Here is a 22,352-nt window from a genome sequence, read left to right as displayed (position 1 = left end):
GACGGGGGCACCCCCAAGATCCGTGTCAGGTAACCGACTTCGGTCAACGCGGTCAGTAGTTCCGGTATACCGTCTTCGTGGACGTGAAGAAGTCGAGTCCGGCGTCGCCCTGTTCGCGGTACGTGTTCGTCGACGAGTTCTTGTAGCCGCCGAAGGGGACGTGTAGTTCCAGTCCGGTCGTCTTCTCGTTGACCTTCGCGACGCCCGCCTCGATGCGGTCGACGAACTCGTCGGCCTCGGTGAGATCCTGCGTGACGATGCTCGCCGAGAGCCCGTACTCGACGTCGTTGGCCAGCGCCAGGGCGTCCTCGAAGTCGGTCGCCTCGATGACCGAGAGGACCGGCCCGAAGATTTCCTCCTGGGCGATCTGCATATCGTTGTCGACGTCCGAGAACACCGCCGGCTCGACGTAGTATCCCTCCTCGTACTCCGCACCGGAGGGCCGCTCACCGCCGGTTTCGAGCGTCGCACCCTCCTGCTGCCCGAGCTCGACGTATTCGAGCGTCGACTCGAGCTCGCTCTTCGAGACGTGCGGTCCCATGTCGGGATCGTCGAGTCCGGCCCCGATCTCGACGTCGGTCGCGTACTCGACCATCGCGTCGACGAACTCGTCGTAGATCTCCTCGTGGACGATCGCCCGGGACGCCGCCGTACAGGACTGGCCCGTCGTGCCGAAGGCGCCGACGCCGAGAATCTCGACCGCCTCCTCGATGTCGGCGCTCGGCATCACGACGGTCGGGTTCTTGCCGCCCATCTCGCACTGGACGCGCTTGAGATCGTCCGCAGCGGTCTGTGCGACGCTCGTCCCGACGGCGGTACTCCCGGTAAAGGAGACGCCGTCGACGTCGTCGTGTTCGGCCAGCGGCGTCCCGACGCTGCTGCCCGATCCGGTCACCATGTTCGCGACGCCGTCCGGCAGCCCCGCCTCGTCGAGACACTCGAAGAGGATCGCCGTCATGCCCGGGGCGGCGGACGCGGGCTTGACGACCGCCGTGTTCCCCGCGGCCAGCGCGGGGGCGAGTTTCCAGGCGGGAATCGCGACCGGGTAGTTCCAGGGCGTGATCAGCCCGACGGTTCCGAGCGGTTCGCGCTTGGTGTACAGATCCTTGTTCCGCCCGCTGGGTGACTTGCTGATCCCGCCGAGATCGAGGGACTTCTGGGCGTAGTACGCGAAGATGTCGATCGCGCGCTGGACCTCGCCGGCGGCTTCGGACCGCGTCTTCCCCTCTTCGCGTACGAGGGCTTCGGTCGCGGACTCCTTTCGCTCTTCGAGGAGTTCGCCGGTCCGCTTGAGAACGTCGCCGCGCTCAGGGCCGGGCGTGTTTGCCCACGTTTCCTGCGCGGCGACCGCAGCGTCGATCGCAGCGTCGACGTCCGCGGGCGACGAGGACTGGAACCGCCCGACGATCGACGACGGCTCCGCCGGGTTCTGTACGTCGAACGTGTCGCCCGATTCGGAGACGACCCACTCGCCGTCCACGTAGTTCTCGTAGACTGTTGGCATCCCGAGAAGCTTCCGCTGCCGTCTATACAAATGTTTTGATCAAGCGATCGTCGCGTGGAGTACCGAAGGGGAAACCGAGCGGCGGCGTTCCGCAGTGGTGCTCACTGATATCGCGAATTTACTTCGATGACGTTGGCCGCCTGGGCGATCGTCTCTTTCAGTTCGTTCTCGATCCGGTCGTCGGTCATCCGTTGTGACGGTCCCGAAATGCTCAGGGCGCCCAGAACGCCAGCCTCCGGTGCGGAGACCGAGATGCCGATGCAGCGAACGCCGGGAATGTTCTCCTGATTGTCGATCGAGTATCCGCGGTCCCTGATCGTATCCAGATCCTCGTAGAGGCGCTCCTCGTCGGTGATCGTGTGTTCCGTCTGTTCGGGGAGTCCGTGCTGATCGACGATCTGCTCGACCGCATCCTCCGAGAATTCCGCCAGGATAGCCTTGCCGAGCGAGGTCGAGTGCATCGGCATCCGCTTCCCGACCCTCGATGCGGTCTCGACCGCGGATTCCCCTTTCGACTTTGCGACGTAGACGACGCGACCGTTCTCTTCGGCGCCGAAGTGGACAACTTCGCCGGTGCCTTCCGCCAGTTCACGAACCTGATTTCGGACGATCTCGTGGTCCGCCACGCCGTTCTTGGCCGTTTCCGCGATATCGAGAAACTTGAGGCCGAGCGAGTACGTGTACCCGTCTTTGACGACGAGATTTTCCTCGTTGAGCGTCGCCAGGTGCGCGTGGACGACGCTCTTCGAGAATTCGAGTTCCTCGGCGATCTCCGTGACGCCTGCACCGCCGCTGTCCTGGAGGTATTCGAGTATGCGACAGGTCTTCTGGACTGCGTCGATCTGCCGCGGCGTGTTCGTGGGCATGTGCGAACGTTTGACACCAGCGCATAAAACGCTTGTTCTACAGTGTCGAATCATTCGGTAGAAGCTCTCACGAGCACAGTTCCCGACCGATATAGTTCGATGATTGCCAGTTGCCGGAGGAGAATAGACGAGTGAACAGCTCACAAGGACGTTTGTCGAATGGCGCGTTCCCGTCTGGTTTTCTGAGACTGACAGATGAGCAGACACCTGCAGCCAGTATTATTGCGCCGCCGATCGCCAATCCGTTCGACAGAATCGAATCTTGTGGTGTAGGGCGAATATAGGCTGATTTCGTCCTTTGGTCCGAGCCCGCCTACGAGACGCAGCAGGTCGGCACTCGCCCGTCGGTCGTCCCGCGGATTGTAAGGACCCCTTTGTATTACACACATAACTATGTAAGGACTATATCGTGGGGACGTTCCCAGAAATTTTGTGGTTGGTGGTTTACAGCGCTACTGTTGTAATATAACGGCGACCATTCGTTGAGACAGAGGCGGTGGGGCCGCTCCCTTCTACTGCCGATCCTCCACCGATGCGTTCGACTCTGGCGAATCATCGCGTATGAGTGATGGTTTCGACGTACAGAAGGAAACGAGCAACGAGCCGGTCGTCGTTCTATCAGGATTACCGCACACCGTCGGACAGACGGTATCAACCGGAGTTTCGCCTGGGATCTCGCCTCAGGAAACAACTTCAGGCCTTGATGCTTCTACCAGAGACTGGCGGTAGAAACCCCAACACGTCCTATTCGTCTCTAGAGAACGAAGATTGACGGCACTAACGGAACTACGAGCGCGATCACCCATCGTAGATTCGGAACTTATTGAAAAATAAGGCAGTATTGTTTCAGTGTCAGAGTCGCTAAGAAATCTTTTTACGCGTCTGCTCTCTCAGGTTGAGATAGATGGTTCCACCAGTTGCACGTCGCGAACCGGCGACCGGACCGAACACGACTGTCACGAGACGAATCGTCGAACGCGTCTCTGAAATCACGGACGAGGAAGCCACGGAGTTGCCGCCGCTGTACAACGCGGTCGATCCCGAGGCGCTCGGCGAACTCGTCGACTCCGCCTCGAACCACGCGCAATCGCTGAAAATCACGTTCACGTACGTCGGCCACAAAGTGACAGTCGACGAGACCGGTGCAGTTCGCGTTTCCCCGATTCACTGAACCGAGCCGTCCGAGAGCACCCTGCTCAACCGAACGCCGAGCAAGCGCTGGCTACTGGAGTAGTCCCTGCCCGGAGTCACTTGTGATCCTCTCAACGCCGGCGCAACCGGTTACTCGAAGGCAGTCAGTAGTTTTTTGTCCGACCGCGGGGCAGTAGTAGACATGGCCTTCGAAGCCGACGAGTATCTGCTCGAATCCGATGCAGCCAAAACGCTGTACGCGGAGATCGAATCCCTCCCCGTCGTGGATCCCCACAGCCACGCCGACCTCTCCGAAATCGTCGAGAACGACGGGTGGGACGACATCTGGGAAGTGGAGGGAGCGACGGACCACTACGTCTGGTCGATGATGCGAAAGCGGGGCGTGCCGGAACGCAAGATCACGGGTGACGCCTCGAACAAGGAAAAGTGGATGGCGCTCGCCGAGGTGTTCCCGGAGCTCGCCGGGAATCCCACCTACGAGTGGATCCAACTCGATCTCCGACGCCGATTCGGCATCGAGAAGCCGCTCTCCGCCGAGACGGGCGAAGAAATCTGGGAGGAGACCAAGGCCCGGCTCTCGGAGCAGTCCATGAAACCTCAGTCGCTGCTGGACGATCTGGACGTCGAAGTCCTCTGTACGACCGACGATCCGACGTCGGATCTCGCCGACCACAAGACGGCCGAGGACGCCGTCGACGGCATCGACACGCGCCCGACCTGGCGCGTCGATCGAGCGCTAAAGATCGATCAGCCGTCCTGGAGAGAGTTCGTCGACGAACTCGAAGCGGCGACCGGGACCGACACGGCCAGCCTTTCGGGGTATCTCTCCGCGCTCGAGGACACCCACGACCACTTCGCCGAGCACGGCTGCCGAGCGTGCGACCTGAGCCTCGAGGAGGTCGTGACCCGCCCGGTCGGCGAACAGCGGGCCGAAGAGGTGTACGACGCCGCGCTCGCCGGAGAAAACCTCTCGCGAGCGGAGATCGTCGACTTCCAGGCGTTCCTGCTCGAGGAGATCGGCCGGCTCAACCGGGAGAAAGACTGGGTCACGCAGCTTCACATCGGCGCGGTCCGCGATTACCGCGACGAGCTCTACGAGACGGTCGGCGCCGACGCCGGCGGCGACGTCTCCACGCAGTCGATCGAACTCGCCGACAATCTGCGATACTTCCTCAACGAGTTCGACGGCGACATGGAGATCATCCTCTACACCGTCGACCCGACGCACTACCCGACGCTCACGACGCTGTCGCGCGCGTTCCCCAGCGTGAGCGTCGGTCCAGCGTGGTGGTTCAACGACAGTCCCTACGGCATGGACGAGCAGCTGCGCCAGATGGGCTCGGTCGACCTGCTCGCGAACCATGCGGGGATGGTCAGCGACTCGCGGAAGCTGATCTCCTACGGCTCGCGCTTCGAGATGTTCCGGCGAGTGCTCGCGAACGTCCTCGGCGAGATGGTCGAGCAACGTCGGATGCCGATGGACCACGCGAAACAGCTCGCGACGCATCTGGCGTACGATCGTCCTCGTTCACTGTACGAGTTCTAGTCGTTTCGGGACGCGACTCGCTTCTTTTGCGCCCGTTCACGTCGTCTCGCCTCGTCGTTGAGCGGGGTGTTTCACTGACCGAACGGTTGGTCAGGTAATGAAAATGAATAAATATGGGGAACAGGAATGGGGGAAGTGAGGCATGACAAGCCACAACAGTGTGCGGAGACGCCAGATTTTGAAAGCGGCCGGTGGTGCAGGACTGACGACGTCGATCGCAGGCTGTCTGGGAGGCGGCGGTAGTGGCAGCGACGGACCGCTGCAGATGACGCTACACACCCAGACGCCCGAGTCGGTTCGCCAACAGCTCGAACCGACGCTCAAGGAGGCCGGTCTCTCAGAAGACATCGACATCGAGATCAACACCGCGACGCCGGGGCAACTCGAAACCCAGTACCGGCAGTGGCTCAACGCGGGGCGTAGCGAGCCCGACATCCTGCTGATGGACGTCGGGTGGTCGATTCCGTTCATCCGCCGCGGGCAGCTGCTCAACCTCAACGACCATCTCGACGAGAGCGAAATCGACACGCTGGAGAACGATTACAACGGCCCGAGCGTCAATTCGAGCCGCGGTCGGGACGGCAACATCTACGGCGTGCCGTTCATGTTCGACGTCCGCGGGCTCCTGTACCGGAAGGACCTGGCCGAGTCGGCCGGGTACGATCCCGAGGGCAGCAACTGGGGATCCGAGCCGATGTCGTGGGGGGAGGCGTCCCAGATAATCGCCGACGTGCGCGACTCGCAGGGCCTCGACTACGGGATGACGATGCCGTTCGAGCTCTCCCAGACGATCACCTGCTGTGCGTTCAACGGGATGATGTCCCAGTGGGGTGGCGCGTACTTCGGCGGTCGCGAAAACCTCTTCGGACCGATCGGCGACCGGCCCGTCACCGTCGACGAGGAGCCCGTGTTGAACGCGCTTCGGATGCTCCGGACGTTCTTCCACGGGCACGACGACGAGCACTCGCTCGACGAGTCGACGTACACGGGCGGAATCGTTCCGCCGGACTCGCTGGGATGGCGGTACACGTCCGACATGGAGTCGTTCCTGAACGGCGATGCCTTCGCGTATTCGGTCGGCAGTCCGGCCTTCGTTCGGCTCGGTGCGAGTGAACAAAACTTCGGCGATCAGGTCAACGAGAAGCTCGGCATCATGCCGTACCCCTACGGCGTGCCGGAATCGGAGTCCCAGTACGACAGCATCGGCGGGACGATGTCACCCCTGGCCGGGTACAACCTCTCGATCAATCCGAACTCGAACAAGATCGATACGGCGCTCGAAGTGCTTCGGACAGTGATGACCGACGAGTTCCACATGAACTGGTACGAGCTCTCGGGGACGCTACCGCCGAAACCGTCGCTCCTGTCGTCGGATCGCGCCGCGCAACACGAGATGTTCGGCCAGTACATGGACGCGATGTCCGTCGCCGCGGACAACGCGATCCCGCGGCCCGTCACGCCGATCTACTTCCAGCAGTCGGATATCATCGCCCAGGAAGTCCACAACGTCGTCTCCCAGAGCAAGACGCCCGAGAGCGGGATGAGCGATCTGAAAAGCCAGCTCCAGGAGATCGAAGACCAAAATGCCTAGCAACGAGACACGCGCTCCGCGCTCCGCAAGCAGGGTTCCGGCGCCGCTGCGGGCCGGCGGAGCGAGGTTCAACGACTGGATCGAGAACCTCTCCGACACCGGGTTCGCGTACTTCGTGCTACTGCCGGTGCTCCTGGTCTTCGGCGTACTGGCGGCGTGGCCAGTAGTGTTCACGTTGGAGACGTCGCTGTTCGCCGACAGCTTCTCGCAGTTCAGAGGGGAGTTCGTCGGCCTCCAGAACTACGTCGAGCTGCTGACCGGGCAGCGCGACGCGCTGTTGATTCGACCGTTCCTCGACCTGAGTAAGCCGTTCCAGAGCATTCTTCCGGTCACGATGATCTACACGGTCGTGACCGTCGTACTGGTCACCGCCCTGGGTCTGATCCAGGCGCTGATCCTCAACAAGGCGTTCCGAGGGCGGTCGATCGTCCGGGTGGCCGTCTTGCTCCCGTGGGCCGTCCCGATCGTCGTTCAGGGGATGATCTTCTACCTGCTGTTCATCCCCGATGCGGGGCTCGGAACGCAGATCTTCAACGACCTCGGGCTGATCGGAACGCGTCCGCTCAACAACAGCGCGCCGGCGATGGGCGTCGTCGCGCTTTCGGCGATCTGGAAGCGCTCGGCGTTCGTCGCGCTGATCGTGCTCTCGGGGCTACAGAGCATCGATCAGCGGCTCTACGACGTCGGCGACGTCGCCGGCGCGTCGCGCTGGGAGCAGTTCCGCCTCATCACGCTGCCGCAGGTGATGCCGCTGTTGCTCGTCGCGATGCTGCTGTCGTCGATCGGATCGATGCGAGTGTACGGTCAGATCGACGCCATCAGCAACTGCAGCACCGTCCCGTCGCTGACCTGTGCGGTCGTCGGGACGTTCAACGGCAGCCTGTACGGCACCGCATCCGCGCTGGCGGCGATTACGGCGGCGCTGATCGGGCTCGTCTCGATGCTCTACCTCGTCAAGTTCAGCCGGTCGAACGCGGGTGGTCTCTAACATGGCAACGAAATCCCAATCCTCCGACGACGGATCGCTCGCCCAGCGGTGGGTGTCCTACAGCCTCACCGAGTCCGAATCGTTCTACAGGAACCTGTTCCGGGTCGCGACGGCGATCGTTCTTTTGATCGCCCTGTTCCCGTTCTACTACATGATCGTCGTGGCGCTCACGCCGAACGGCAGGACGACTGAGGCCGGGCTGTTGCCGGCGGGGTTCGACCCGTCCTCGTTCGTCGAGATCTTCCAGGTGATCCCGCTCCATCGGTTCATCTTCAACAGCCTCTTTATCGCCAGCTCGGTCACGGTGTTCGTGCTCTTCGTGGGGAGCTTCGCCGGCTACGTGTTCGGCCGCATGGAGTTCCGCGGTCGACAGCCGCTGTTCCTCGCGATCGTCGCGATCTCGTACTTCCCCGGCGCGACGTTCCTCGTCGGGCTGTTCAAGCTACTCACGGGGAACGTGACGGTCATGGGCATCAGCAGTCCGAACCTGTTCAACACGCCCGCAGCCGCCGGACTCCCCATCACGTCGCTGGCGCTCCCCTTCGCAGTCCTACTGTTAACCACGTTCTACAGCCAGATTCCGGACGGGCTCGAGGATGCGGCGCGGGTCACGGGGTCGACGCGGATCGGCGCGCTGTATCGCGTCATCGCGCCACTCTCGGCACCGGGACTGGTCACGGCGGGGGTCCTGACTTTCATTACCGCGTACAACGAGTTCTTCTTCTCCCAGCTGATGACGACCGGCGCGGCCGAAGACTGGTCGCCGCTAGTCTGGGGGCTGACGAGCTATCAGTCACAGGTTGCGATCCGCTACGACCTGATGGCGGCGGCGAGCCTCGTCGGCGTCATCCCGGTCGCGCTGCTCGTGCTGTTCGCCCAGCGCCGGATCGTCAGCGGCCTCTCCTCGGGATCGCTCAAAGGATGACACGTACGAAACCAACTACTCACAGGATACAATGACTCACCTACAACTTGACGGTGTAACCAAGCGGTACAGCGACGTCGTCGCAGTCGACGACATGAACCTAGACATCGAGGACGGCGAGTTCATCTCGCTGATCGGTCCCTCCGGCTGTGGCAAATCGACGACGCTGGAGACGATCGCCGGCCTCACGAAACCCTCCGAAGGTACGATCGAGATCGCCGGCGACGACGTGACCGACGCCCCGCCGAAGGATCGGGACATCGCGATGGTGTTCCAGAACATCGCGCTGTTCCCGCACATGACCGTGCGCGAGAACATGGACTTCGGGCTCCGGTTGAAGAACTACGAGCAATCGGAGATCGACGAGCGCGTCGAGGAGGCCGCCGAGATCCTCCAGATTCAGGGGATGCTCGACCGGATGCCGGACGAGCTCTCGGGCGGCCAGCGCCAGCGCGTCGCGATCGGCCGCGCGATCGTCATGGATCCCGAAGTGTTCCTGATGGACGAGCCCCTGGCGAATCTCGACGCCAAACTCCGGATCCACATGCGGACCGAACTCCAGCGGCTCCAGCAAGATCTCGACGTGACGACCGTCTACGTCACCCACGATCAGGCCGAGGCGATGACGATGTCCGACCGCATCGCGATCCTCAACAACGGCGAACTCCAGCAGTTCGCGCCGCCCCTGGAGTGTTACAACTACCCCGCCAACAGGTTCGTCGCGGGCTTCATCGGATCGCCGAGCATGTGCTTCATCGAGGGGGACGTCTCGGCAGGGACGTTCGAAGCGTCCGAGATGGGGCTGTCTGTCGATGTTCCCGGCGGTCAGAACGGCGACCTGACGGTCGGCGTCCGACCCGAAGACGTCTACCTCGCGCGGGACGACGCCGTCGCGAATCCGACCGACCCCGTGACGCTGACCGTCGACGTCGTCCAGCCGATGGGCGACGAGCTCACCGTCTACCTGCGCGGTAACGACGGCGGTGCCGGCTTCGAGACGGACACCGACGACCCGGATGAAATTGCCCAGACCGATCAGCTGCTGATGAGCGCCAGTCCCGACGAGGACATCGAGGCCGGCGAGCGAGTCGACGTCGTGCTCGACCGAGAACGGGTCCACCTGTTCGACGCCGTGACCGGCGAGGCGATCACCCACGGCATCGAACAGCAGGCCGAAGCGATGTCGAGATAACGGAACGCGGGGCGTACTTCTTCCGCCGGTCGAACCGGCACGGGCTGTAAGCACACTCAACGCGTACGTTCCCGGTCATCACGCGTCGGGGTTCGATGCTATTGTTCAGTATCTTTTTATATAATGTCATTGTATACCAGTACGATGTAACTGTTAGAGCATCCGCGAGACAGCTACTCGCTCGACAGCACCTGGCAGGCGATTCCCGACCAGTACGAGAGGTTTCGAGACCCCCTCGAAGCCATCTCCGACGAAGACGACGATGGGGACGTGACAGGACTCCCCGACGAGGACGGGCAGCCAGCGATGAGCCTCGAGCCGATCTACGAGCCCAGCGCCTCGGCCAGCGACGACATGACCGACTTCAACATCTACGACGGCTACTCGGTCGATCTGCCCGCAAGCTGGGGCGAGGAGATCCCCGAGTTCCGCCACTTCGAGGGCTGGGTCTGGTTCGCCCGGACGTTCGACAGAGCCGAATTCGACGAGGACGACCGCACCTTCCTGCGCTTCGGCGCCGTCAACTACAAGGCCGAAGTCTGGCTCAACGGCGAGCACCTCGGCGACCACGAAGGCGGCTACACGCCTTTCAGCTTTGAGATCACCGACGAACTCGAAGACAGCGAGAACGTCATCGTCGTCCGGATGGACAACCAGCGCTACGAGGACGGCATCCCTGACGAGTTCACCGACTGGTACAACTTCGGCGGCATCAACCGCTCAGTCGATCTCGTCTCGGTCCCTGAGTCGTATCTCCGGAACTTCAAGATCGAGACCTCGATCGCGGGTGACGACGTCGACATCCGCGTCGACGCCTGGCTTGACGGGCCCGAGACGGGTGCCGACAGCTCGGTCGCGCTCCCGGAGTTCGGCGTCGACGAGCCGCTCGCGTCCGACGGCGACGGTCGCCTCAGCGCCGAGTTCACGATCGATCGAGACGACGTGACGCTGTGGAGCCCCGAAGATCCGAAGCTGTACGACGTCGAGGTTACGTACGGCGAGGACGCCGTCACCGACCGCGTCGGCCTCCGCGAGATCGACGTTCAGGGGAGCGACGTGCTGGTCAACGGCGAGGCGGTGGAGCTTCGCGGCATCGCACTCCACGAGGAAGCCGACGGCAAGGGGCGCGCGCTCGACGATTAGGACGTCGACACGCGCTTCCAGTGGATCGACGAGCTGGGCTGTAACTACGCGCGGTTCGCTCACTACCCTCACACCGAGAAGATGGCCCGGCGGGCGGACGAAGAGGGGATCCTCCTGTGGGAAGAGATCCCGCCGTACCACAACATCAACTTCGGTGACGAAGAGGTCCAGAAGTTGTACCGCCAGCAACTCCGAGAACTGATCCAGCGCGACTGGAACCGCGCGTCGGTCGTGCTGTGGTCGATCGCCAACGAGACCGATCACACGGACGAGACCCGAAACGAGGTCCTTCCCGAGATGGCCGACTACGTTCGCGACCTCGACGATACGCGCCTCGTGACCGCGGCCTGTTTCGTCGACGAAACCGACGACGGGATCGTCCTGCAGGACCCCCTCGAGGAGCACCTCGACGTGATCGGCATTAACGAGTACTTCGGATGGTACTACGGCGACGCCGACGACATGGAACACTTCCAGGACAATCCCGACGGAACGCCGGTGGTCGTCTCCGAGACAGGCGGCGGCGCCAAGTGGGGCAACCACGGGAGCGAGGAGGACCGCTGGACCGAGGAGTTCCAGGCCGAGATCTACCGCGGCCAGACCAAGGCCCTCAGCGAGATCGACCAGATCGCCGGCATGTCGCCGTGGATCCTCTTCGATTTCCGCGCGCCGCTACGCCAGAGCGAGTACCAGCGCGGGTACAACCGGAAGGGCGTCGTCGACCAGCGGGGTCGCAAGAAGCAGGCGTTCCACGTCCTCCGGGAGTTCTACGAGTCCGAAGAACTCTGACGCAGCCGGGATTGGAGTTCTCCTCGCCAGCCAGTCGGGCGACGGTTCGCCGTATCGCGACACCGCCGACCGAACCCCGATATGAATCGTTGTGCACCGATACCCGGCGCAGTAATTCAGTATATTTTTATGCCGTGTCACGGAATACCAGTAATGATGCAACTGTTAGAGTATCCGCGAGACAGCCACTCGCTCGACGGCACCTGGCAGGCGATTCCCGACCAGTACGAGATGTTTCGGGACTACTTCGACGACTTCGTCGAAGACGACGATGGCGAGTCGGCAGCGCTCCCCGACGATGGCAACGACGAGGAGGGGCAGCCGGCGCTGAGTTTCGAGTCGATCTACGAGCCCAGCGCCTCGGGCGACGACGACATCACCGACTTCAACATCTACGACGGCTACTCGGTCGATCTGCCCGCCAGCTGGGGCGAGGAGATTCCCGAGTTCCGCCACTTCGAGGGCTGGGTCTGGTTCGCCCGGACGTTCGACAGAGCCGAATTCGACGAGGACGACCGCACCTTCCTGCGCTTCGGCGCCGTCAACTACAAGGCCGAAGTCTGGCTCAACGGCGAGCGCCTCGGCGACCACGAAGGCGGCTACACGCCTTTCAGCTTTGAGATCACCGACGAACTCGAAGACGGCGAGAACGTCATCGTCGTCCGGATGGACAACAGCCGCTACGAGGACGGGATTCCGAACGAGAGCACCGACTGGTACAACTTCGGCGGCATCAACCGCTCGGTCGATCTCGTCTCGGTCCCCGAATCGCACCTCCGGAACTTCAAGGTCGAGACCTCGCTCGCTGACGACTCGGTCAACGTGCAGGTCGACGCCTGGATCGACGGCCCCGAGACGGGTGCCGACGGCTCGGTCGCGCTCCCGGAGCTCGGCGTCGACGAGCCGCTCGCGTCCGACGGCGACGGCCGCCTCAGCGCCGAGTTCACGATCGACCGAGACGACGTGACGCTGTGGAGCCCCGAGAGCCCGCGGCTGTACGACGTCGAGGTCACCTACGGCGAGGACGCCATCACCGATCGCGTCGGACTGCGCGAGATCGACGTTCAGGGGAGCGACGTGCTGGTCAACGGCGAGACGGTGTGGCTCCGCGGGATCGCGCTCCACGAAGAAGCTGCCGGCAAGGGACGCGCGCTCGACACCGAAGACGTGCAGACGCGCTTCCAGTGGATCAACGAGCTGGGCTGTAACTTCGCGCGGCTTGCACACTATCCCCACACCGAAGAGATGGCCCGAACGGCCGACGAGGAGGGGATCCTCCTGTGGGAAGAGGTCCCGGCCTACTGGGACATCAACTTCGGCGACGAGGAGATTCAGGAGCTGTACCGCCAGCAGCTCCGCGAGCTGATCCAGCGCGACTGGAACCGCGCCTCCGTTGCACTGTGGTCGATCGCCAACGAGACCGACCACAACGACGAGACGCGGAACGAAGTGCTTCCCGAAATGGCCGACTACGTCCGCGACCTCGACGACACGCGCCTCGTGACCGCGGCCTGTTTCGTCGACGAAACCGACGACGGGATCGTCCTGCAGGACCCCCTCGAGGAACACCTCGACGTCGTCGGCGTCAACGAGTACTACGGCTGGTACTACGGCGATGCGGACGACCTTCAGGGGCTCCAGGAAGAGTCCGACGGGACGCCGATCGTCATCTCCGAGACGGGCGGTGGCGCCAAGTGGGGCAACCACGGGAGCGAGGAGGACCGCTGGACCGAGGAGTTCCAGGCCGAGATCTACCGCGGCCAGATCGAAGGCGCCAGCACCAACGACCAAATCGCCGGCATGTCGCCGTGGATCCTCTTCGATTTCCGCGCGCCGATGCGACAGAACGAGTACCAGCGTGGGTACAACCGGAAGGGCGTCGTCGACCAGCACGGTCGCAAGAAGCAGGCGTTCCACGTCCTCCGGGAGTTCTACGAGTCCGAGGAACTCTAACGCGCTCGAACGCTATCTTCGCGCTCTGACGCGATCTCTCTGATCGACCGTCCACGGGGATTCCAGAAGGGTCATCGACGGGGGATTGGATTCCGGGAAACCGGCGACGGGGATACGGGGTTTCGGGAACGCCAGTACCTCTGAGGTCTTTTTCGTCGCGGTCGCTTTCGCGATCGACCGATTACTCGACCGATTCGAGGAGACCTCGCATGTACCCGATCGCGAACATCCGCCCCTTCGTGTGGTAGCCCGGGTTGGAGTTGTCCTCGCCGGCCATCGTCGGGACGTGGTCCGGCCGCATCACGACGTCGGGACCGACCGCCTCTTGATAGGCTGCCATCGCCGCGTGCATGTCGGTCGGACCGTTGTCGTGCCAGGTCTCCACGAACTCGTCGGCGTCGCCCTCGACGTCGCGGAAGTGGACGAAGTTGATCTTCTCGCCGAACCGGCGGATCGCGGCCGGGACGTCGGCGCCCATCGCCGCGAAGTTGCCCTGGCAGAACGTCACGCCGTTGTGCTCGCTGTCGACGACGTTCAGGATCCGCTCGTAGTTCTCGACGCTGTTGGCGATTCTGGGGACGCCACGGACGGATTCGCGGGGCGGGTCGTCGGGATGCAGTCCCAGCTTGACGCCCGCTTCTTCGGCGACGGGGACGACCTCCTCGAGGAAGTACGCCAGCGCCGAGAAGATGTCCTCCCGGGACTGTTCGGAGGCGGGGACGGTCGGCCCACCCTGCATCTTCGCGTTGTCGTAGCCGGTCACCAGCGAGCCGCCCCGAGCCTCGTTGTGCGCTTCGGTACGGGCCCACCGGACGCCGCCCATCCAGTCGTAGCAAATCGTCGAGATGCCGAGTTCACCGCAGTCCCGGACGAACTGCTTGAACTCCGCGATGTCCTCGTCGCGGCCCTCCAGTCCGAGCCGGACGCGGTCGGTCAACGGGACGCTGCCCTCGATAACGGAAAATTCGAGGCCGTCAGCTTCGAGCCAGTTCTTGAGCCCTCGAAGCTCGTCGAACGTCCAGTTGGTCTTGTCGTCGCCGATCTCCAGGGGGTGGATGACGGCGTCTCTAACTCCCATCTGCTTTGCCAGTTCCCACCGTTCGTCGGGCTCTGGCGGCAGCACTAGCGCTGGGCGAACCATACAGGATGGTGGCCGTCGTTCTGTATATAACTTTCCCTCCCAGCAGTCCGCAGAGGTGAGGAATCCGGAATCTGATGCCAGCTACGAGAAGCTCTCGGGTATCTGGGAACAGTGCAGAGCGACACTGACCGACACCGGTATCGTTTGCAGATACGTACACCCTTTTGCTTTCGGAAAGGTTAGTCCCTTCCATGGCAATCGAGACAGTCCTGCTTGCCGTTAACGACGAAGACGACGAACGCATAGAACGAATGATTGACGTAGTCCTCGATGTCGCAAAGCCGCTCGACGCGACGGTCGTCATCGCTCACGTCATCCCGGAGGACCACGAGGAGCTCTCGACGAGCTCCGTACCGCTCGCGGGATCGTCGGCCCCGTACATCCTTTCTGACGACGAGTACGCCGATCTGCTCGACGAGTACCCGCTCGAGGAGTACGACGTCGATGACGTCGTCGCTCACCAGAAGACGGTCCAGTCGGCCGTCGACAGGCTAGCCGACACCGGCGTCGACTACCAGATCCGCGGGGCAGTGGGCGAACCGGGCGACGGGATCGTCGCCTTGGCAGACGAAGTTGCCGCTGATCGAGTCGTCGTCAGCGGCCGACATCGCTCACCCACAGACAAGGTGATCTTCGGGAGCGTCGCCCAGTCCGTGCTGCTCAAGTCGCCCGCCCCGGTCACGTTCGTCCGCGATAACTGACTCGCGTTGCACGTAGTGGCTAACGAGTACTCTGCGGCGGAGATGGCAGATCAGAGTTCCTTTTTTCAGTACCGCGGGATCTGCGAGGCGTGTCCGTGACGACGTAAGTTCCGGTACCGTAGCAGATTGGCGGTGCGAAGAAAGAGTGAATCGCCGCGATTAATCGGCCTTGGAGGCGTGAGTCGACGAATCCGAGTCCCAGTCGGTCAGTCCGAGCACACCGAGACCGACCGTGACGACGAGGAGGAACCCGGCCCAGATGAGCAGCATCGTACTCCGGCCGAACGTGTCGATTAGGGGGGTGGGAACGAACGGCGAGATCGCGAAGCCGAGGTACATCATCATCGTGACGCCACTAAGCGCACGCCCACGATACTCTTCTTGAACGATCGCAGCCACCCAGTCGTTGGCCGTCGGCAGGAGAAATCCGATCCCGCCGGACGCGACGAGGATACCGACGAGGACGATCGCGAAGACGTTCGTCACGCTGATGATCGCGTAGCCGATCGCCGCGATCCCGAATGCACCCATCAGGATCGTCGCGTGCTGTAGCTTCTTCCGGAGTCGTCCGTACATTGAGGCGGAGACGACCATAGCGACCATAGCGGCCGATAGCGCGATGCCGGTCATCCCGCTGCTGACCCCGATCGACTCTCGCAGGTAGTACGGCACCTCGATCTGGATGAGGTTCATCGTCAGCATGCCGAACGTGACCAGGAAGTACACGACGAGCAAGATCAGCAGGGGCGACTCGCGCGCGATGTTGATCGCGGCCTCGACCCGGCCGACCTCGTCGTCGTTGACGGTCGTCGTCACGTTCGGTTCGGGCAGGTACCGGATGACCGGCGGGAGCAACAGAAGCGCCAGCGCGTAGATCGGGAAGATGAAGCGCCAGTTGACGGAGGCGATCGCACCCCCGATGAGCGCGGCGACCGCGCCGCCGCCCGACTGAATCGCGCCGTACCAACCCATGACGGACTCGCGGCGCCTTCCGGAGTAGTAGTCCGAAATGAGCGTCGGCACGGTCACCATGAGCGTCGCCACCGCGATCCCGTCGAAGACCCTCGTGAGGAGGATCAGGTAGATCGAGTCCAGAAAGAACGCGATGCTGGTCCCGAATCCGTAGATCAGGATCGAGGCGATCAGCACCGGCTTTCGCCTGTAGCGATCGAGCAGGTAGCCGACGATCGGTGCGACGATCACCACGATCGGCGCCGACATCGTGCTGACCATCTGTGCGAGCGTCTCCGAGTTCGGCAGGTGCGAGAACGTCTCCTGGATCGCCGGGATGGTCGGATTGATCAGTGCCCCCGAGAACGCGGCCATCACGGGGATGAGCAGAAGCGTGATGAGCTGCGGATAGTTGAACGAGTGTGAATCTTTTGTAGACATCGTTAGTTAGCTAGACTGGCACATGAACCGATTTTTCGATCGGTTGCCGAACTGGCAGTTACTGTCCGTCTCGTCGTTGTCGCCCCGACCAATCGACGCCTCGCTGACGAAAGCAACTACTCTCGATCCCCCGGCCACGGGAGCATTTGGAACCGACTGTCCGGTTGGTTGGATATACCGGTGTCTCGGAACACCGTCATCTTCGTTCATGGTACAGCGGGTCGTTCATCACTCATCATAATAAAACTACGGAAAGGCTTCGAAGCCGCTTGGATAAGTTTGAATAGCAGAGTTGATAATGAATCCTTCGACGGCCGTACTGACAATTGTACGCTCGAAATTGACCGTTTAGAACCGCCTCGGAGAGCAGATGCAGTGACCGCTGCCTGTCTAGTTTTAACCCCCGCGTATCCGACGTTGCACCCTAACTGCGACCTCGTTCAATACTATTGGACGAAATGTGCCAACAAAAATAAGATATCGTTAACTGGTGATGGGCGTATTAATTATCATGGGCAAGGATGAGAACGGTACGGAAACGGGGAACCGGATTAACGCGGTGGAAAACGCGTTCACGATTATTGAACGAATGCAGGAACTAGAACAGTGCGGAGTCTCCGAGCTGGCGGACACCCTCGACATCCCAAAGAGCACCGCTCACGTCTACCTCAAGACGCTCGAAGAACTCGGGTACGTGGTCAAGGAAAACGGCCGGTACCGGCTCAGTATGCGATTTCTTGAGCTCGGTGGACTCGTTCGTCACAATCGCAGTATCTACCAAGCGGCGCGATCGGAAGTCGATACGCTCTCACAGACGACGGGCGAAGTGGGGACCATCGGCTACGAGGAAGACGGGATGCGCGTACTCGTCTATCGGTCTGAGCCCGTCGAAGGCGTCTCGGACAACGCGCCGACCGGCGAATTCACCGAGATGCACTGGACCGCTGTGGGGAAAGTCCTCCTTGCACAGCACACCGACGAGGAGGTCCAGACTATCGTCAAGCGGCACGGACTTCCTACCGCGACGGAAAACACCATCACCGAGCTCGACGAACTGCTCGAGGAAGTTGCCGAGATACGGACGCGGGGATACGCTATCGAAGACGAGGAACGGGTTACTGGGATCAAGTCCGTCGCCGTCCCCATCGCTGGCAACGGATCGGGGTCGGGAAACTCCGCGATCTCGATCGCTGGCCCGAAACACCGATTCGGCGCAGAACGGATCGAGGAAGAGCTGCTTCCCGAACTTCGGAACACCGCGAACGTGATCGAACTCCAGTCCAGACATTACTGAATCGCAAAGTAGTTTACGCCAGTAACTCCGTAAAGGACAGCTCCCCCCCCGAAATTCAACAATATTGAACACAGCGACAACGCGATCCCCGTCGACACACGTCTGGTGGATCGAACGGCTATCGCCGACCTAGAGAGTGGTGATCGTTTGGTGGGAGTAGGATCAATCCGGGTCGTCCCGAGGCATTGGCTTTACCGCTGTTCGATCGGCCTACTTGCGATAACCGCGTACGGCCATTACGAAAAGATTCATGCCACTGTGTGCAGATACTATTACCACAGCGATTACAATGAGTGTGCCCAACGACTTCGATATCGACGGGAAGGTATGCGTGTTGACAGGCGGATCGGGTGTCCTTGGCACGGAGATGGCGAAAGCGATCGGTGAAAACGGCGGGAAAGTCGTCATTCTGGCGCGGGGCGAGGAGGGCTTACAGGAAACCAGCGACGAGCTTGCGGAGCTAGATATCGAGCACATGACGATCTCGGCATCGGTACTCGACCGCGTCGAACTGGACGCAGCCGCAGAGACGGTCGTCGAGAAGTACGGTCGGATCGACGTCCTGATCAACGCTGCAGGCGGCAACAGTCCCGACGCGACCACGGGGTCTGAGACGTCCTTTTTCGACCTTCCGAAGGAGGGTCTCGAAACGGTCATGAACGTGAACTTCGTCGGGACGGTGTTAGCGTCACAGGCGTTCGGCCAATACATGGTCGAGCAGGGCGAGGGCGCCATCCTGAACGTCTCGTCGATGAACGCGTTCACGCCGCTGACGAAGATCCCGGGGTACTCTGGCGCGAAGGCGGCAGTCTCGAACTTCACGGAATGGCTGGCGGTCCACATGGCACACGAGTACTCGCCGGACATTCGCGTCAACGCGATCGCACCGGGATTCTTCCTCACCGAGCAGAATCGCTATCTACTGATCGACGAGGAGACGGGCGAGTATACGGATCGGGGGCAAGCGATTATCGATCACACGCCACAGGACAGATTCGGAGACCCGGAGGACCTGTCGACGACCGTCCTGTGGCTAATCTCTCCCGGTGCGGAGTTCGTCGACGGGGCAGTCATACCCATCGACGGAGGGTTCTCCGCATATAGCGGAGTGTGAACCGCCTCGAGGAGATCCTTCCCTCCGATCAGTCTCGAACGAGAGGGTGCGAGCTCGTTGGAATCGGCCAAGCAGGACGGTCGCCCAGATCGGTGATGACTGGCCGACACAACTTGGATTTTAGTCATATTTTCAAGTTATCTCGACTAGGGCCCCTACACGGCCCTCGGATTCGATCCGTGCACTGTAGTATAAATTTCCAATCATTATATTTTAGTTGTCTCGTATAGTCTAGCCCCAGTAGAACATCATATCTGGCAGTGTCAATCAGCGATAGTACTGGGCTGCTCCCGAAAAGGACCGTAGCTGTACTCCACTAACACCGTGTAGGTTCTGAGACTACGTAAATAGAGGGCTATAACTATACTGTTAACAGCACGACCGGTCGTAACTATACAGTCTAATCGCTTCCCAGTGATCGGGACATACAAGTCATTTCTAACTAGTCCTATGCATAATACTCAATTTATCTTCTGTAATATAGTAGTCCCTCATACATATACCAAGAATATATGACGAGATTATTAATAACCAGTCGATCGTTGGTTTTGGCCCTTAGACGAACACTGTATGAAAACTATAAGAATATATTTTATTGCTACAATTCTATATTAATTGCTACCTGAGATATTGATGAGTCTCTTGATAGTCCGTGATTCGCTGGTCGAGCAGGACTCTACCAGGCGCGATGATATCTAATCTACGATACTTAAGCGTCGTGTCCGATGTGTTCAATGATGGATAGGGAACAGTGACGCACATTTGTCGAGTTACCGTAGCCCACTATCTTTACAGCCATACAAGTGTAATTCACTCTCGTACAGTATGTTGTCAGGGAAACCCCCGATCGAGCGGTTTGATCGTCGGCTGCTCGTCCTCGACGTCGGCGATGTACTCGAGGAGTCGTTCTCTGAGCTCGTCGGCGGCATCCCTGTAATCCGGCCGTCCGGCGAGGTTAACCGTCTCACCCGGATCTTTCCAGAGGTCGTAGAGATAGCGTTCGACGTAGGTATCGCTCGACTGGTCGGCGTTTCCGCCGCGCCAACCGGTCATCGACGGCGCAGCGACAGCGTACTTCCAGCGGTCGGTCCGAAGCGCGCGGCCGACTTGCGATTCGCTGACCTGGACGAACGCCTCCCCGCCGTCGTCGGCCGTCCCGCCTCGGGCGACGGGGACCAGACTGTCGCCGCGCATGTAATCAGGGATGTCGATTCCGGCGACGTCGAGCAGCGTCGGCGGAAGGTCGAGCAGGCTCCGGACGCTCTGGACGTCGTGGCCGTCGGTAAAGCCCGGGCCCGAGAGGACGAGCGGTACCCGGACCGCGGATTCGTGCGGTGTGCGTTTGTGTTCGCCCGGCCGCGTTCGGAAGTGACAGCCGTGATCGGACGTATACGCGAGCAGCGTCCGGTCGCGCAGTCCCCGTTCGGAGAGCTCTCCGAGAAGGTAGTCGATCTGCTCGTCGATGCGCTCGACGATGCCGTAGTAGTCCGGCAGCTCCTGGTGCCACTCGCCGGGTCGGTCCGTCAGGTCGTCGGGAACGTACGGGTTTTTCGAGCGGCGATCGGCGTATCCGTCCGGCGCCACGAACGTCCACATGTCGTTCTGGTCGTGGGGTTCGACGTAGCCGACGACGAGGAAGAACGGCTCCGAGAGCTCTTCGATCCCCTCGATCGCGAAGTCGGTGAACGCGTCGACGCGGTAGTCCTCGTAGCTCACCACGTTCCCGTTCGCGTCGAACAGCTGTCCCTCGTGCGGGCGCGTCGTGAACTCGGGCACGTCGGCCGCGAGCCAGAAGTCGTCGTACCCGCCGCGCTGTTCCGGCGGGACCGGATCGTCGAACGTGCTCGCGAGGTGCCAGTTCCCGACGTAGCCGACGTCGTAGCCCGCGGACGAGAACAGGTCGGCGAGCGTCTCTTCGTCCTCACCGAGCGGGATCGCGCTCTGCCAGACGCCGGTTTCGGTCGCATATTTCCCCGTCTGTAGCGCCGCGCGGAAGGGACCACACAGCGGCTGGGGCGAGATGGCCTGCTCGACGAGGGTGCCCTCTCGTGCGAGCTCGTCGAGCGTCGGCGTCAGATCCATCGGGTTCCGGTAGGCTCCGAGCGTGTCCCACCGCTGTTGATCGGTCAGAACCACGATAACGTTCGGGGGAGTTCGGCCGCCGTTCATACTCGTACCTGTAGACGGACTTGTATGTAGCCTTCGGTCCGGCGCATTATCGGTAGAGCCGGCTCTGGATCGAGTCGGCGGTGCTGCCGACGAGACTGGGGAAATCGGCGTCGGCGAGTTTCTCGCTCATCCGGTCCGACGGCCCCGATACGGTGACGGCGGCCAGCGGGTTCCCCTCCTCGTCCGTGATCGGCGTGGCGACGCACCGCTGGTTGGGCTGGTACTCGCCGCGGTCGATCGCCTGTCGTTTGTTCCGAACTCGCCGGAGTTCGTCGCGGAGTTCGTCCGGATCGGTGATGGTGTGTTCGGTCAGGTCGGGGAGTCCGTGGCGCTCGATGATCCGGTCGCGCTCCTCCGGCGCCATGTACGAGAGAATCGCCTTCCCGCCGGCGGTCGCCGTCAGCGGGACGCTTTCGCCCTCTCGGATGTCGATGTCCGGACGGCCCGACGCGCTCACCCGGACGACGTACACGCCGTATCCGTGCTCGGGGATCATGATGCTCGCGACTTCCCCGGTCGCCTCGGCGAGCTTCTCGACGGATTCGTACGCTATCCTGTAGACGTCCTGGTTCGTCCGGACGCTCGTTCCCAGTCCGATGAAGCGGAGGCTCAGTCGGTACTGCTCGCCCTCCTGGACGACGTAGTTCACCTTTCGGAGCGTCGAGAGGTGCTTGTGAACGGTCCCTTTCGCCAGGTCGAGTTCGGCCGCGAGATCGCTGACCCCCGCCGGCGACTGCCGCTTGAGGGCCTCGATGATCCGAAACGTCGTCACGGTCGTCTTCGCGGTCTGGCGATCGAACGTCGACGCCTCCGGGATCTCGGTCATATCTCACCTAGATGGTTCGGACGCCATAACTGTTCATGTTCCATGAACGCTTTCGGCGGTCGGTCG

General features: G+C 61.7%; 18 protein-coding genes. 12 read left to right on the top strand and 6 right to left on the bottom strand.

Going from position 1 to position 22,352, the window contains the following annotated elements:
- Positions 1-52 precede the first annotated feature (52 nt).
- Positions 53-1,504 (bottom strand): 2,5-dioxovalerate dehydrogenase, encoded by a 1,452-nt coding sequence (gene xacF, locus ABDZ81_RS17180; protein WP_343775573.1) that lies wholly within the window; start codon positions 1,502-1,504, stop codon positions 53-55.
- Positions 1,505-1,605: 101 nt separating this feature from the next.
- Entirely contained in the window at positions 1,606-2,370 is a 765-nt protein-coding gene (locus ABDZ81_RS17175; RefSeq protein ID WP_343775571.1) for an IclR family transcriptional regulator, read from the bottom strand.
- A 904-nt stretch (positions 2,371-3,274) separates the two neighbouring features.
- Between ABDZ81_RS17175 and ABDZ81_RS17170 the strand changes: the two genes are divergently transcribed.
- The 9 genes from ABDZ81_RS17170 (at position 3,275) to ABDZ81_RS17130 (ending at position 13,649) form a co-directional block, all read left to right on the top strand.
- Positions 3,275-3,541 carry a HalOD1 output domain-containing protein gene (locus ABDZ81_RS17170; RefSeq protein WP_343775567.1) on the top strand — a complete coding sequence of 89 codons (267 nt, stop codon included), beginning with the start codon at positions 3,275-3,277 and terminating at the stop codon, positions 3,539-3,541.
- A gap of 162 nt (positions 3,542-3,703) precedes the next feature.
- The gene (uxaC, locus tag ABDZ81_RS17165) at positions 3,704-5,068 is read left to right on the top strand and encodes a glucuronate isomerase (RefSeq protein ID WP_343775564.1); all 1,365 of its coding nucleotides are present in this window, start codon (positions 3,704-3,706) and stop codon (positions 5,066-5,068) included.
- A 265-nt stretch (positions 5,069-5,333) separates the two neighbouring features.
- Positions 5,334-6,659 carry an extracellular solute-binding protein gene (locus ABDZ81_RS17160; protein WP_343775562.1) on the top strand — a complete coding sequence of 442 codons (1,326 nt, stop codon included), beginning with the start codon at positions 5,334-5,336 and terminating at the stop codon, positions 6,657-6,659.
- Positions 6,652-7,647, top strand: a complete 996-nt coding sequence (locus ABDZ81_RS17155; RefSeq protein ID WP_343775560.1) for a carbohydrate ABC transporter permease — start codon at positions 6,652-6,654, stop codon at positions 7,645-7,647. The genes ABDZ81_RS17160 and ABDZ81_RS17155 overlap by 8 nt, the downstream gene beginning before the upstream one ends.
- A gap of 1 nt (position 7,648) precedes the next feature.
- A complete protein-coding gene (locus tag ABDZ81_RS17150) occupies positions 7,649-8,572 on the top strand; it encodes a carbohydrate ABC transporter permease (RefSeq protein WP_343775557.1) in 924 nt (307 codons plus the stop codon).
- A gap of 31 nt (positions 8,573-8,603) precedes the next feature.
- Positions 8,604-9,764, top strand: coding sequence for an ABC transporter ATP-binding protein (locus ABDZ81_RS17145; RefSeq protein WP_343775554.1), 1,161 nt, complete (start codon positions 8,604-8,606; stop codon positions 9,762-9,764).
- Between the two features lie 270 nt (positions 9,765-10,034).
- Positions 10,035-10,907: a sugar-binding domain-containing protein gene (locus ABDZ81_RS17140; protein ID WP_343775551.1), complete on the top strand. Its 873-nt coding sequence runs from the start codon at positions 10,035-10,037 to the stop codon at positions 10,905-10,907.
- Positions 10,908-10,931: 24 nt separating this feature from the next.
- Positions 10,932-11,696, top strand: a complete 765-nt coding sequence (locus tag ABDZ81_RS17135) for a glycoside hydrolase family 2 TIM barrel-domain containing protein (protein ID WP_343776031.1) — start codon at positions 10,932-10,934, stop codon at positions 11,694-11,696.
- A gap of 156 nt (positions 11,697-11,852) precedes the next feature.
- Entirely contained in the window at positions 11,853-13,649 is a 1,797-nt protein-coding gene (locus ABDZ81_RS17130) for a glycoside hydrolase family 2 protein (protein WP_343775549.1), read from the top strand.
- 181 nt (positions 13,650-13,830) lie between these two features.
- On the opposite strand, the gene ABDZ81_RS17125 is transcribed toward ABDZ81_RS17130, so the two are convergent.
- Positions 13,831-14,790 carry a mannonate dehydratase gene (locus tag ABDZ81_RS17125; protein WP_343775547.1) on the bottom strand — a complete coding sequence of 320 codons (960 nt, stop codon included), beginning with the start codon at positions 14,788-14,790 and terminating at the stop codon, positions 13,831-13,833.
- A 191-nt stretch (positions 14,791-14,981) separates the two neighbouring features.
- Here ABDZ81_RS17125 and ABDZ81_RS17120 point away from each other — a divergent pair, with 191 nt between their 5' ends.
- Positions 14,982-15,491 carry a universal stress protein gene (locus tag ABDZ81_RS17120; protein ID WP_343775546.1) on the top strand — a complete coding sequence of 170 codons (510 nt, stop codon included), beginning with the start codon at positions 14,982-14,984 and terminating at the stop codon, positions 15,489-15,491.
- 159 nt (positions 15,492-15,650) lie between these two features.
- On the opposite strand, the gene ABDZ81_RS17115 is transcribed toward ABDZ81_RS17120, so the two are convergent.
- Positions 15,651-16,883: an MFS transporter gene (locus ABDZ81_RS17115; protein ID WP_343775543.1), complete on the bottom strand. Its 1,233-nt coding sequence runs from the start codon at positions 16,881-16,883 to the stop codon at positions 15,651-15,653.
- A 511-nt stretch (positions 16,884-17,394) separates the two neighbouring features.
- Between ABDZ81_RS17115 and ABDZ81_RS17110 the strand changes: the two genes are divergently transcribed.
- Both ABDZ81_RS17110 and ABDZ81_RS17105 read left to right on the top strand, forming a co-directional pair.
- On the top strand, positions 17,395-18,177 hold the full coding sequence (locus ABDZ81_RS17110; RefSeq protein WP_343775540.1) for an IclR family transcriptional regulator: 783 nt from the start codon (positions 17,395-17,397) through the stop codon (positions 18,175-18,177).
- A gap of 289 nt (positions 18,178-18,466) precedes the next feature.
- Complete coding sequence (locus tag ABDZ81_RS17105) at positions 18,467-19,291, top strand: SDR family oxidoreductase (RefSeq protein WP_343775537.1); 825 nt, start codon at positions 18,467-18,469, stop codon at positions 19,289-19,291.
- An 831-nt stretch (positions 19,292-20,122) separates the two neighbouring features.
- Here the strand turns inward: ABDZ81_RS17105 and ABDZ81_RS17100 are convergent.
- Positions 20,123-21,427 (bottom strand): sulfatase-like hydrolase/transferase, encoded by a 1,305-nt coding sequence (locus ABDZ81_RS17100; RefSeq protein WP_343775534.1) that lies wholly within the window; start codon positions 21,425-21,427, stop codon positions 20,123-20,125.
- A 79-nt stretch (positions 21,428-21,506) separates the two neighbouring features.
- Positions 21,507-22,286, bottom strand: coding sequence for an IclR family transcriptional regulator (locus tag ABDZ81_RS17095; RefSeq protein ID WP_343775532.1), 780 nt, complete (start codon positions 22,284-22,286; stop codon positions 21,507-21,509).
- Positions 22,287-22,352 lie beyond the last annotated feature (66 nt).

Origin of the sequence: Natronoarchaeum mannanilyticum (assembly GCF_039522665.1) — an archaeon.
GTDB classification, from domain to species: domain Archaea; phylum Halobacteriota; class Halobacteria; order Halobacteriales; family Natronoarchaeaceae; genus Natronoarchaeum; species Natronoarchaeum mannanilyticum.
The sequence above is the reverse complement of the archived record's forward strand: the minus strand, read 5'-3'. Positions and strand labels throughout refer to the sequence as shown.